The sequence below is a fragment of the Mycobacterium interjectum genome, from assembly GCF_900078675.2.
In the GTDB taxonomy this organism is placed as follows: Bacteria; Actinomycetota; Actinomycetes; order Mycobacteriales; family Mycobacteriaceae; genus Mycobacterium; species Mycobacterium interjectum.
Window position 1 is genome coordinate 1,006,541 of record NZ_LT546237.1, and the last position, 10,250, is coordinate 1,016,790.

Genomic DNA, 10,250 nt, shown 5'->3' on the forward strand with positions numbered 1-10,250 from the left:
CCCGCCAGTGCGGTGGCGATGAGGCGCAGCGGCAGGGTGCGCCCGCCGTGGTGGAGCTGGTCGCCGTCGTCGAAGACAGCGACCGGCAGCGCGGTGGTGTCGAGCTGGCCGGTGGTGGCGCGGCGGGGCAGGGGGTTGTTGAACACGCCGCGCCAGGCGTTGTGGCGCCAGAACCAGTCCATCATGTCTGCGCTGACTGGTTGGGGGCCGAATTCTTCGGGGATGGCGGTGGTGATGTCGTGGGCCAGGCGCTGGTAGGCGGCCACGGAGTCGTCGGAGTCTTTGTCGCGGCCGATCACCCAGTCGCGCACTTTGGCGACTTGGCCCGCGGGGCTGTGCCCTGCCCGGCCGGCGTCGACGGGCAGGGCTAGCCAGTAGATGCGGGTGCGGGGTGTTTGTGCGGCGATGACGGGCGCCATCTGCCGGCAGGCGTTGATCCAGCGGTGTTTGTCGCGGTGGCCATCGAGCATGGCGCGCAGCAGTTGGCGTTGGTTTTGGGGCACGGACAGCCCGAAGACCCATGTGCCGGCCGGGATTTCGCGGGCCAGGGCTTGGTGGCGGTCGGCCACGCCGATGCGGCGTTTGGTGGATTGCAGGTAGTAGGGCAATCCGCTGATCAGATAGTGGGCGTAGACGCCGTGGGCGGTGAAGCTCAGGTTGCCGATGACGGTGCGCGGTGGCGCCAGAAGCGGGTCGCTGGCGCTGCTGGCCAGGTCGGGCCGCAGGGCGCGCCATGCGCTGGCAATGCGGAAGCGCAGGGTGGGCCGTTGGCGGGGGATCAGTGCTGCGCCGCCGGCGGCGGCGCCGGTGAGGATCAGGCCGTAGATCAAGATGGCGCGGGCGTGCCCGGAGTCCAGGGTGAGGATGGTGAGCGCGACGGTCAGGGCCGTGCCCCCGTAGAGGCTGATCGCCACCCCCAGTCGTAGCGGCTTTTTGAACAGGATGTCGGTGTAGACGGGGGTGTCGTGCACACCTTTGAACAGCTGCGCTGACTCGGTCACGAGTTGTTTTCCTCGGCGTTGTGACCGCCAATCGGGTCGGTCGCGGTGAATTGTCGGGGCCGCGTGGTGGGTTACTGGCCGAATTGGCCGGTGGTGATGCCGGTGCGGTCGACGGTGCGTTTGGTCGAGGTGTAGATGGCGTAGCCGGAGCCGACGACGACAGCGACGATGACCGCGGTCAGGGCCCAGGCCACGGTGGCCCCGATGCGCCCGCCGAAGAAGGCGCCGGCCGCGCGTGCCCCGCCGCCAAGCAGGATGAGCACGACCAGCACCCCCACGCCGATGGTGTAGAGGGAGTGGCTGCCTGAAACCAGGTCGGTGGCGGCCAAAACCGTTGGGGCCGAGGCGATATTCATGTCAGGTTTCCTTTCGTGATTAGTGCAATGACAGCGGGAGGGCTCCCCAGATGGGGCCGGCGTTGATGGCGTGGCCGGACGCGGCCAGCAGTCGCGCGCCCGCGGCGGTCAGTAGGCCGGTTCGGATGAGCGCGCGCAGGTAGCGATAGCGCACGAGCCGTGCCAACCGCAGCAGCACTGTGGCGGTCAGGATCGCTGGGGGAAGGTGCGTAAGACTCATGGTGGATGGCTCCTGGCTGCTCTAGCGCGGCGCGGCGGCGGTAGGAATGACGGGGGTCAGTTCGGCGCCCTCGGCGAGCAGGGGCGCATAGTCCAGCCCTGAGACGCTCCAGCGGCCGCTGGTGACGGTCAACACGATCGGGTAGTCCAGTTGCAGCGGGGCGTATTGACTGGTGACGGCGTTGACGGTGGCCAACACGTGCACGGTGGCGCCCTCAGCGGGGACGTCGTGGTCACCGGGGCTGTGGTTGGCGACGAGCTTGATGACTTGGGCGGAGCGGTAGTCGGCGGCGGGCAGCAGCCCGGAGCTGGTGGTGACGTAGCGTTCCAGCCCGCTGGCGCCGGTCAAAAAGCTGGTGATGAATCCGCTGACGGTGGCGAAAGCGGGTGAGGTGTCCGCGACGGCGGTGGAGTAGCCCAGCGGCGCGTCCGCGCCGGCGCCGGGCCCGTTGACCCGGGCCGGTAGCGCGCTGGCCCGCAGTCCGTAGGTGCTGTAGACGACGGGCAGCCGATAGTAGGCGGTGCGGGGGGTGGCGGCCTCAAATGCCCGCTCGGAGACGCTGATAACCACGCTCCACTGCTGGGCGCCACCAGTGTCGCCGACCAGGGTGACGGCCGAGACAGCCGGGGAGGCGACACTGAGCGCGGGCGTCGTGGGCAGCCGGATCGGGTCGCGCAACGACCAGCAGTCGTGCAGGACCTGCTGGTGGGCTGCGGTGGCGGTGAGCCACCGAGTCACACAGTCTTGTGCATAGGAGCCGACCAGGGCGGTGCGGTTGACAGCGCTGCGCGCTGGGCCGGCCACGTCGATGGGCTCGTTGAAGATCCACCCCCAGATGGTGGCGATGGCCACGACACTGCACGAGGCGAGGCCGACGATGAGTGCGCCGCGGCGAACCGCGCGGTGGGTGCCGTCGAGGCGCTTGCGCCAGGTGTTGGTGAGCATGGTTGGTGGAAACCTTCACTGGGGTGGGTGGCCGAAGATTTTGATCGACGACACCGCAAACGTGTTGTCGGCGGGGTCGGTGTGGCTTTGGTCGGCGGGCAGCCCGGGCAGCGCGGGGATGCTGCTGATCGGCGCCGGATCGGCGGGTGCTGCCGGTGGGCCCAGGACCTCGCCGATGAGCCCACCTCCACCGCCGGGGGCCGGGCTGGTGGTGGGGGTGATGTCGGCGGGTGCGCGCCCGGTCTCTTGGACGAGCATGATGATGCGCGAGGCCAGCACGCCGCGGGTCGGCATGGGTTTAGCAGCTTCTCCGTGCACGCTGGCGGTCTCTTGGGGCACCACGGTGGGCGGGCTGTCGTTGAAGCTCCATTGCACACGGGTGAGCACGCGGTGCTGGTGCCATTGGTCGGCGCCCGACGCGTCGGCGCCGACCCAGCCCGGGGTGATCGACACGGCAGTGACGACCATGCTGCGGCCGAGATTGAGCACGAGGTATTGGCCGACGTTGCCGCCGGTGACACACACCCAGGCCTGGGTGGAGTCGGGGCCGGCGACGGATTGCGCGGCGGTCGAGCCGGCTAGGCATCCCACCGACGTGGCGGTGTAGGGGATGGTCAAGTCCTGGTTGTCGGGCGCCGGGGTGGTGCTTGATGGTGCGGCAAGAACACTGAGCCGGGTGTTGGGCGCCGCAGGTTGGGATGGCTCGCTGGTGTGCGGGTCGCCGCGCATGGCCAGCAGAGCGCCGCTGGCAATCAGGGTGGCCACCACGGTGGCGGCCGCGAACCCAACAGCGATGTTCTTGTTGTAGCGGGGGGTCCGCTTGGATTCCGCCGGGCTATCTGCGGCATCGTCGGTTCCGCTGGTGGAGGTGAGCTGGTCGACGAGATCGCTACCTGGCAGCGGGGTTTCGGTGCTGTCGTGCTGCCCGCTGGTGCTGGGATCACTCGTGTCGGCGCCCTGAGTGCTGGGCTGCGCACCGGAGTCGCTGGGGCCGTCGAGATCAATGGGTGGGTCATCGGTGGGCCGACACGCACCCAGATGGGCGGGACCCGCGGCGGCACGGCCGCCGACGTCGATGGTGTCCTCGGGCCGCGCGGCACCACGGCTGATCGGTGCGTCGTGCGCATCGCCGACCTCGGCGGAAGGGTCAATCTCAGCGGGGGGGTCGATCTCAGCGCGGGGGTCGACCTGAACGGCGCCCAGGCCGTCGCGGTCGACGTCGGCGAGGAACGCTTGGGTGATCGCGATCACGCAATCGCGCTCGTGGTCGATCGGGGGATTGCTCATGGCAGGCACCGCCCGGGCGGCAGGCTTGGCAAGCAGCGGCGACGCGAGACCGCTGAAGACATCTCTGGTGCGGCCGACCGGCTCACCGGCGGCAGCTGCGGGCCCGTCATGGCGGCGGGATATCCCAAGCCAGGCTGTGACCGCCGGGTCTGGCGTCGACGCACGGTGGCAACCAGGGCTGCGGCGGCCAGGCTGGCCAGCATAAGGCTGGCAAACAAGTGTTGGATCACGAAGATCGCTGCCGTCATCAGGGTGAAAACGCATCCCATGATGGCGGTGAACACAGCGCCGATAACAACACGCATCCGCTGGCCTCCTTATCCCTTGGGGTCAGCCTAAGGGGTGGAATAACAGATATTCCACGGCCGTAGCGAAATAACTAGATCGGTTGTTACCGTCTTTTGTGTGAACGCATTACCGGCAGACGGAGTAAGGCGGCTGCTATTTTTCGTCGAGGACCGCCTGGCGCAGTTGCGCTGGACCCGCGGGGACCTAGCAGCCGCGGGCGGCCCAGCCCCGTCGACGCTGTATAAGGCCGCCGAGCGCGATGGTGGATTCGCGCTCAAAACGCTCGCGCGTCTCGATGTCGCGTTGGGCTGGCAAGAAGGTTCTGCGCAGCGGGTGCTGGCCGGCGAAAGTCCTGCCGTGCGGATATCAGAGCAGCTCAGCCTTTGCACAGCTGCGATCGACGCGGCGCGGCGCGGCGCCGAATGCACCGGGGTATCGCGCTGCGCAAGCGAGTTGAAGACCTTTCTGCTGGACGTCGCGCAACGTCTCGACGACTTTTACACTGAGCCTGTACGAGCCGTGGGGGATGCTGCTGATGCCAGTGCCTGCTGATCGGTTCGACGAGATCCGCCGCAAGTGGATCGCCCGCAATCAACGCACTTTCATATTCCAGAAAAGGCGTGCAGAAATTCTCGCGCGCCAAATACGAGACCGCGACACCGACCGCACCGGAGCGCGGGTCGATCCCGCCGACGACGACGTTATTCATCCCTGGTATGCGCGGCCAATCAAAACGCCGTATGCAATGTTTGACTGGGTCATTCTTATGACGGCGGCAGTGCTGGCGCCGCTTGGGTGGCCGGCGGGCAAAGCCATGTCCGTCCGCGTGGTCCAGCTAATCCCCGGCGAACTGCGCTCGTACCCGATCGCAGCGTTCATGTGGGCGGCGGCGGCGGTCGGTCTGCCGTTGCCGCTGCTGTATGAGCCCGGCGATTCCCTGGTGTCAGCGGCGGCGGTGCCGTGGCTGGTGGCCCAAATCCCGGCCGCGCTGCTCACCGCCGGCATCTACGGCGTCGTGGAAGGCTGGCTGGCCGTTGACGGGGCCCGCGACTGGTGGCCGATGCGCCCACCCGAAGAGGTCGACGACGTCGATTTCGGCTTCCTGCAACCCGATGACCTCACCGGCCCGGGGGTGTTTCCCACGTGCCGCGACGACCCACCCGGCGATCCGATCCCATCCAGCAGGTTCTAGCGATGTATCGTCCCCCGTCCTCGCCGTACTGCGGGTTTAGCCGCGACGGCTCGACCAACAAGCTATCGCTGGCTGACGGCGCCTGCCACCTGTTGGTGTCCGCCCCCACCGAAACTGGTAAGACGCGCGCCGTGTTAGCCCCGGCGACGGTGTTGTGGGGAGGGCCCACGGTATGCGTATCGTCCAAAGACGATCTGATGTGGCTCGTGTGCCAACGCCGTTGGGGCCCAAAGCAAGTTATCGACTTGCGGCCGGACTACTCGCCGGTGTACCCAGCAGATTCGCAGGTCCGCTCGTTTGATCCCACCGCGCTGATCAGCACGCCGGATCAGGCGGTGACCGCGGCCAACACCATGATGCAGATGTCGGCTGTCGGACTGGGCTCGGGCATCGATCAGGTGTCCGATGCCGGAATTTGGGAAGCCAACACCGAGGCCCCGCTGGCGGCGATGCTGTATGCGGCTTCCCCCTGCGGGAACGGCAAAGGCATCGAATGGGTGCTGCTGGCCGTGGACAACTTGGCAAAAGACGACAAGGACCCCGACGCACCGGGCTGGCACAGCGCCGCGCGGCACGTGTCCAGCCAGCCGCTGTTTCGCAACGCGCTGATGCGCACTCTGGCGATGGACCCCCGCCAGCGCGACAGCATCGCGTTGACGATGCGCAAGGCGGTCACCCCGTGGATGCGATTGGCGCTGCGCGGCATCAACGATCCCTGCTTCGATGCGTCGTTTCTGTCAGAACCCGATGCGACGCTGTTCATCCTGGCCCCTGCCGAAGGATCGATCGCCGGGGCCGCCGTCACCTTGCTCGAACACCTGGTGCGCAGCTGGCGCGGCAAGACTGCCCGCAAGGAAATGCTGCACCGGCTGCTGCTGGTAATCGATGAGGCCGCTAACGTCGCCCCGATGCCGGCACTGCGCCGGCACGTCTCAGAAGGCCGCGGCCTGGGTGTCAACCTGCTGCTGTCGGTGCAGGCCTCCAGCCAGTTCGACACCGTCTATGGCAGCACATACGCCCGTGAGCTGCGCGACACCTTCCCGGCAGCGCTGATCATGTACGGAGCCGCCGAGATGGAGATGCTGCAGCGCGGCGAACAGTGGTCACGCGAAACCACCCGCCGCCAAGAAAGCTTCGACCAGGCCAGCGGCGCGAAGACGTTGTCCTCCCATTTGGGTCCCAGCCTCGACTACCGGAGGCTGCTCCCGCAGAACCTCGGGCAGGCCCGGCTGCTGCGCCGCGGAACGGCCGGCATCACCACCGAGCTACCCGACTGGCAGGATTTCGTCGCCAAATACGACCACGCGGTCAAAACCCTGCTGCAGGCTGACCGGCCCGCCGTCGAGCAGCCGCGCAACCTGTGGGACTGGGTGGTAGCCCGTCACCGCCGCGCCGCCGAAGCGATCACCCAGTGAACGCCGAGCAGTTACGCGACCAACTTCTTGAGGTGCTGACCGGCGCGAGTGAACCGATGTCGGCCACCCAAGCCCACCTGGCCGTCACCGAGTACTGCCGGCGCCGCGGGCGGCCTGCGTTGGCCGAGGAGGTTTATCGCGCGCTGGCGATCCTGGCGCGGCGCGGCGTCGTACGCCGCGTCGCAGGCCGGCCCGGCCGCGGCTCCCACTGGGAACTGACCCGCCGCCGCGTGCGGCCGGCGGGCGCAGGATGAGCTCGCCAATGAGGCCGCCGGCGAGCACCCTCCTCGCACATTCAGTAACTCTGTTGCAGCGGCTTTCCAATTCCCAAGGAGGACAAGATGATATGCCAAACTCCTAATGACGATCCGTGCTCGCGGGTGACCTCGCCGGCCGAAGCGGTCGAATACGCGGAGGCGTTGCTGGTCACGTCGGCGAAGGCGGGTAGGGAGTTTTGGGCCGCGGCAGCGGTTGGACCTTTGGCGGGGATGTTGTATGCCGCCTCGCCGAGGGGGAACAACGAAGGGATCGAATGGTTGATACGGGCGACCGCAGCCATCCCAGACCATGCATCTGGCGACAGCGCGCGGGTGCGTGCGACTCGGCGCTGGGGTCCCAGCTGGGACAGCGCCATCGCCTGCCTGGCTGAGCAGCCTCGACTGAGCAACGAACTGCAGAGTGCGCTCAAGCTCCACCCGCGCCAGCGGGACAGCTTGGTAATGATGATTCGAGATGCGCTCTCGCCGTGGAGGCAGGCCGAAAGCTGTGACGAGCATGAATGATTCGCGCAAGTTCCCGTGGCTCGGCGGACTGGTCGTGGCCTTGGTGGTCGCGACGGTGCTGATCGCAGTGGCTGTCCAAGGCACATTGCAGGTGATCGATGACTTCGGCACCCAGGACGCCGACACCTACCAACCCTGATCCAGACGGCGCCTTGCAATGGCGAAATTCGCCACCTGAACCTATGTGGGTCGGACCGCGCGCAGCAGTTCGGCGAGCGTCTCTTGTGTCGTACCAATCGCGTAGGCTGGCGGGTTGGTCTGGCGAAGGCATGAATGGAAGGTGATGCAGATGTCGGTGCGGGCGGTGGTATCGCGGTATTGGCCGCCCGCGGTGCTGGCCGCAGTCTCCACCGTCACCGTGACGTTTGCGATCAACTTCCTGACCGCCGGCAAGCCCGGGTGGTGGTGGATCGTGCTGGTACTCGGCGCCCTGGGCTTCGCCGGGGCCGGGGTGTGGGGCTACGTTGTCCAACACGATCGCGGCGGCGATGAACCTGCATCGCGATCCGGGGCGGTGGCTCAGCAGGACGCCGGGGTGGCGCAACAGTCCGCGACCGGCAACGGCACGAACGTCTCCATCAACGCCGACAACCAATCGGTGGCGGCCTGGGAGATCGGAAGCGTCAACTTCGGTGGCGGACCCGACAACCCGAAGCCAAAGACGCAGTGACGCAGACGCAAGGACAACCGGGCGAGCAAGACCCCCAGTCCGGGCACGTTGAAATCAGCGCGACGGATAGGGGTGTCGCCGCTTTCCACATCGGTCAGGTCAATAGTCACCTCCACGTTGACGGCGTCGCCGGGCTCTGGGACTTTTTGCAACGCAATCAGGTTGTCAGCACGACAACCGGCGACCCGGCCAACGACATCAGACGCCAGTTGAGCCAACAATCGCCCGATATTTCGGTGCACGGTACGGTGACTGAGCAGCTCGGCCGGCTGCGTGGGCTGCCCGAGTTCGCTCTTGGTGACTACAACAACTACGACCGAGACCACGCCCAAACGCTTTCCGACCGGGTCGTTGAAGCCACCCGGATACCGGTCGCCGTCGTCGCCGTCCTGGCATTCTGGGGCGACCCCGACACCGACAGCTGGTGGATGCCGGACCTGCAGCGACTCGCGAGGGTTACTCGGCGCGGCGGCAGTGCATGGCTTATCAATCTTGCCATTGGTCGCGGCGTCGATGCTGTTCTACGCCGCCGGCGTCGCCGCTGTCTGCGCGGAGAACTACGGGCGCGTGGCCAAGTTGTTGGCCTTGTATGGGGAGCCAATCGACATCGCGGGCCCCGTACCGTTGCCCCGGATGCTGGCGCCCAACCCCTCGGCGATCAAACTCACTCCGGCCCAGAATTATCAGGCGGTCAGTCCCACGGTGGTCGAAGCATTGCATCTGGGCTCCGATGCCCTCGACGACGCATGGCAGCTGTTCGAAATCCTGCGGCTCGCTTCAGAACTGATGGGCCGTAGTCAGTTCGACGCGGCTCTCGCAAAATACACCGCGGCGAATAGGCGACGCGATGCGACTGCCAGCCTCGATCAGACCGCGCGACTGCAAGCCGAGGCGACGAAGAACGGCATACTCGATGACCTTGCCGGATACAGCCCTGCCAGGGGCTTGCATCTGCTTGCCGCCGACAAGGTATACAGCCCGGGAACCGGTTTTCGTTGGGGTAGCCCCACTGCCGAACGGGTCGCCGCAGAAGTCAGCCGCGACGGCAACCAGCACCCCATTGTGCGCGGTCTGAGCATCAGCGCCGACCGAATTGAGCTGGCACTTCGAGCAGTCAGTCGTGCTGTTGGTGCCGCGGCCGTAGCGCACCCCGCCAATTGGGCTAGCGGTGCTGTACCTGACGATATCTGGCTAGACGGTTGAAGCCGTTAACTCCGACGGTGCGCTAATTTCCACGCAAATTCGGTTGCGGCCCAATCGTCCTTCTGACTCGTTGTCGTCGGCGGCGGCAGGTAGCGCGGGGGTGGGCCGGATCGGTTAGAGCCCGATGCCGTTGCCGCGGTCTTGGTGGCGGCCACGGGCGCGGTCGCGTTCGGCGATGGCGTCCAATCGCGTTGCGGTGGTGGCGATGTCGCGTAGATGCGCGAGCACGTGGTTGCGTTGGTGCAGTAGTTGGACGGCGCGGTTTTGGGCCGGGCTGGGTGCGTTGGTGGCGGCCAGGTGGTGTTCGGCGCGGTCGATCGCGGTGCGGGGTGGGCGCCGCTCGGGGTCGGGGGTACCCAGCTGTTGGGTGTGGGGCAGGTCGTTGGACAGGACGGTGAGCAGGGTGTGCGCGGGCTGCTGGTCGCCGGCGGTAATGAGCACGAGTTTGGTGTTGGTGGTGGCGGCGCTGTCGGCGAGCCAGCGCAGCTGAGTGGGGGTGAGCGCTTGGGCGTCCTCGACGATGACCAGGCTGCCTAGCGGTGGCGTGTGGCCCTTGGCGGTGAGGTCGTCGCGGTGGCTGCCGATGGTGGCGGTGGTGTCGGCGTAGGCTCGATCGGCGCCGTTGTCAGTGCCGGCCAACGCAATGATGTGTTTGTTGTGGTGGTGGGCGGTGTCGGCGAGGGCGCCCAGCGTAGCGGTTTTGTCGGCGCCGGTGTGTAGGTGGAGCAGTTGGACGCTGTGGATGTTGGTGGTGATGGCGTTGACTGTGCGGCGGTGCGCGTCGTCGAGGCCGGCAACGGCGGCGTCCGGTGGGGTGTACATAGCGGCGGGGGGGGGTGGGGCGGCGGGGGGGAGGGAGACGCATTTCGCCTGTTGTTGGGTTAGGGTCGG

At 67.0% G+C, this 10,250-nt stretch carries 14 protein-coding genes and 1 pseudogene; 7 read left to right on the plus strand and 8 right to left on the minus strand.

Annotated features, from left to right (window positions below; translation table 11 throughout):
- The 6 genes and pseudogenes from BN4348_RS39030 to BN4348_RS59475 all read right to left on the minus strand — a co-directional run.
- Positions 1 to 1,001 (minus strand): annotated as a pseudogene (locus BN4348_RS39030) (ATP-binding protein); the annotation flags it as partial.
- A 71-nt stretch (positions 1,002 to 1,072) separates the two neighbouring features.
- Positions 1,073 to 1,357 (minus strand): glycosyl transferase family 39, encoded by a 285-nt coding sequence (locus tag BN4348_RS39035; protein WP_066911629.1) that lies wholly within the window; start codon positions 1,355 to 1,357, stop codon positions 1,073 to 1,075.
- 19 nt (positions 1,358 to 1,376) lie between these two features.
- Positions 1,377 to 1,577, minus strand: a complete 201-nt coding sequence (locus BN4348_RS59470; RefSeq protein WP_142308677.1) for a hypothetical protein — start codon at positions 1,575 to 1,577, stop codon at positions 1,377 to 1,379.
- Between the two features lie 21 nt (positions 1,578 to 1,598).
- The gene (locus BN4348_RS39040; RefSeq protein ID WP_066911631.1) at positions 1,599 to 2,522 is read right to left on the minus strand and encodes a conjugal transfer protein; all 924 of its coding nucleotides are present in this window, start codon (positions 2,520 to 2,522) and stop codon (positions 1,599 to 1,601) included.
- Between the two features lie 15 nt (positions 2,523 to 2,537).
- Positions 2,538 to 3,809: a hypothetical protein gene (locus BN4348_RS39045; RefSeq protein WP_066911634.1), complete on the minus strand. Its 1,272-nt coding sequence runs from the start codon at positions 3,807 to 3,809 to the stop codon at positions 2,538 to 2,540.
- Positions 3,806 to 4,114 (minus strand): hypothetical protein, encoded by a 309-nt coding sequence (locus tag BN4348_RS59475; protein WP_142308678.1) that lies wholly within the window; start codon positions 4,112 to 4,114, stop codon positions 3,806 to 3,808. The genes BN4348_RS39045 and BN4348_RS59475 overlap by 4 nt, the downstream gene beginning before the upstream one ends.
- Positions 4,115 to 4,214: 100 nt before the next feature.
- Between BN4348_RS59475 and BN4348_RS59480 the strand changes: the two genes are divergently transcribed.
- From BN4348_RS59480 to BN4348_RS39060, 4 genes are all read left to right on the plus strand, one after another.
- Complete coding sequence (locus BN4348_RS59480; protein WP_142308679.1) at positions 4,215 to 4,649, plus strand: hypothetical protein; 435 nt, start codon at positions 4,215 to 4,217, stop codon at positions 4,647 to 4,649.
- Positions 4,650 to 4,875: 226 nt separating this feature from the next.
- The gene (locus BN4348_RS61310) at positions 4,876 to 5,289 is read left to right on the plus strand and encodes a hypothetical protein (RefSeq protein ID WP_235852687.1); all 414 of its coding nucleotides are present in this window, start codon (positions 4,876 to 4,878) and stop codon (positions 5,287 to 5,289) included.
- Positions 5,290 to 5,291: 2 nt separating this feature from the next.
- Complete coding sequence (locus BN4348_RS39055) at positions 5,292 to 6,704, plus strand: type IV secretory system conjugative DNA transfer family protein (protein WP_066911640.1); 1,413 nt, start codon at positions 5,292 to 5,294, stop codon at positions 6,702 to 6,704.
- Complete coding sequence (locus BN4348_RS39060) at positions 6,701 to 6,958, plus strand: helix-turn-helix domain-containing protein (RefSeq protein WP_066911643.1); 258 nt, start codon at positions 6,701 to 6,703, stop codon at positions 6,956 to 6,958. Before BN4348_RS39055 ends, BN4348_RS39060 begins: the two co-directional genes overlap by 4 nt.
- Positions 6,959 to 6,999: 41 nt before the next feature.
- Here the strand turns inward: BN4348_RS39060 and BN4348_RS59485 are convergent, their stop codons facing one another.
- On the minus strand, positions 7,000 to 7,263 hold the full coding sequence (locus BN4348_RS59485) for a hypothetical protein (protein WP_142308680.1): 264 nt from the start codon (positions 7,261 to 7,263) through the stop codon (positions 7,000 to 7,002).
- 215 nt (positions 7,264 to 7,478) lie between these two features.
- Between BN4348_RS59485 and BN4348_RS59955 the strand changes: the two genes are divergently transcribed.
- The 3 genes from BN4348_RS59955 (at position 7,479) to BN4348_RS39075 (ending at position 9,359) form a co-directional block, all read left to right on the plus strand.
- Positions 7,479 to 7,625, plus strand: a complete 147-nt coding sequence (locus tag BN4348_RS59955) for a hypothetical protein (protein ID WP_160040373.1) — start codon at positions 7,479 to 7,481, stop codon at positions 7,623 to 7,625.
- 150 nt (positions 7,626 to 7,775) lie between these two features.
- Positions 7,776 to 8,156 (plus strand): hypothetical protein, encoded by a 381-nt coding sequence (locus tag BN4348_RS39070; protein ID WP_142308681.1) that lies wholly within the window; start codon positions 7,776 to 7,778, stop codon positions 8,154 to 8,156.
- Positions 8,157 to 8,669: 513 nt separating this feature from the next.
- Positions 8,670 to 9,359 carry a hypothetical protein gene (locus BN4348_RS39075; protein ID WP_160040379.1) on the plus strand — a complete coding sequence of 230 codons (690 nt, stop codon included), beginning with the start codon at positions 8,670 to 8,672 and terminating at the stop codon, positions 9,357 to 9,359.
- Positions 9,360 to 9,473: 114 nt separating this feature from the next.
- Here the strand turns inward: BN4348_RS39075 and BN4348_RS39080 are convergent, their stop codons facing one another.
- Positions 9,474 to 10,181: an AAA family ATPase gene (locus BN4348_RS39080; RefSeq protein ID WP_066911655.1), complete on the minus strand. Its 708-nt coding sequence runs from the start codon at positions 10,179 to 10,181 to the stop codon at positions 9,474 to 9,476.
- Positions 10,182 to 10,250 lie beyond the last annotated feature (69 nt).

Excerpts from the sequence above, each read along its gene's own strand:
- BN4348_RS39035 (WP_066911629.1), bottom strand. The coding sequence starts at position 1,357 with ATGAATATCGCCTCGGCCCCAACGGTTTTGGCCGCCACCGACCTGGTT.
- BN4348_RS59470 (WP_142308677.1), bottom strand. The coding sequence starts at position 1,577 with ATGAGTCTTACGCACCTTCCCCCAGCGATCCTGACCGCCACAGTGCTG.
- BN4348_RS39040 (WP_066911631.1), bottom strand. The coding sequence starts at position 2,522 with ATGCTCACCAACACCTGGCGCAAGCGCCTCGACGGCACCCACCGCGCG.
- BN4348_RS39045 (WP_066911634.1), bottom strand. The coding sequence starts at position 3,809 with ATGAGCAATCCCCCGATCGACCACGAGCGCGATTGCGTGATCGCGATC.
- BN4348_RS59475 (WP_142308678.1), bottom strand. The coding sequence starts at position 4,114 with ATGCGTGTTGTTATCGGCGCTGTGTTCACCGCCATCATGGGATGCGTT.
- BN4348_RS39055 (WP_066911640.1), top strand. The coding sequence starts at position 5,292 with ATGTATCGTCCCCCGTCCTCGCCGTACTGCGGGTTTAGCCGCGACGGC.
- BN4348_RS59485 (WP_142308680.1), bottom strand. The coding sequence starts at position 7,263 with ATGGCTGCGGTCGCCCGTATCAACCATTCGATCCCTTCGTTGTTCCCC.
- BN4348_RS59955 (WP_160040373.1), top strand. The coding sequence starts at position 7,479 with ATGAATGATTCGCGCAAGTTCCCGTGGCTCGGCGGACTGGTCGTGGCC.
- BN4348_RS39070 (WP_142308681.1), top strand. The coding sequence starts at position 7,776 with ATGTCGGTGCGGGCGGTGGTATCGCGGTATTGGCCGCCCGCGGTGCTG.
- BN4348_RS39075 (WP_160040379.1), top strand. The coding sequence starts at position 8,670 with ATGCTGTTCTACGCCGCCGGCGTCGCCGCTGTCTGCGCGGAGAACTAC.
- BN4348_RS39080 (WP_066911655.1), bottom strand. The coding sequence starts at position 10,181 with ATGTACACCCCACCGGACGCCGCCGTTGCCGGCCTCGACGACGCGCAC.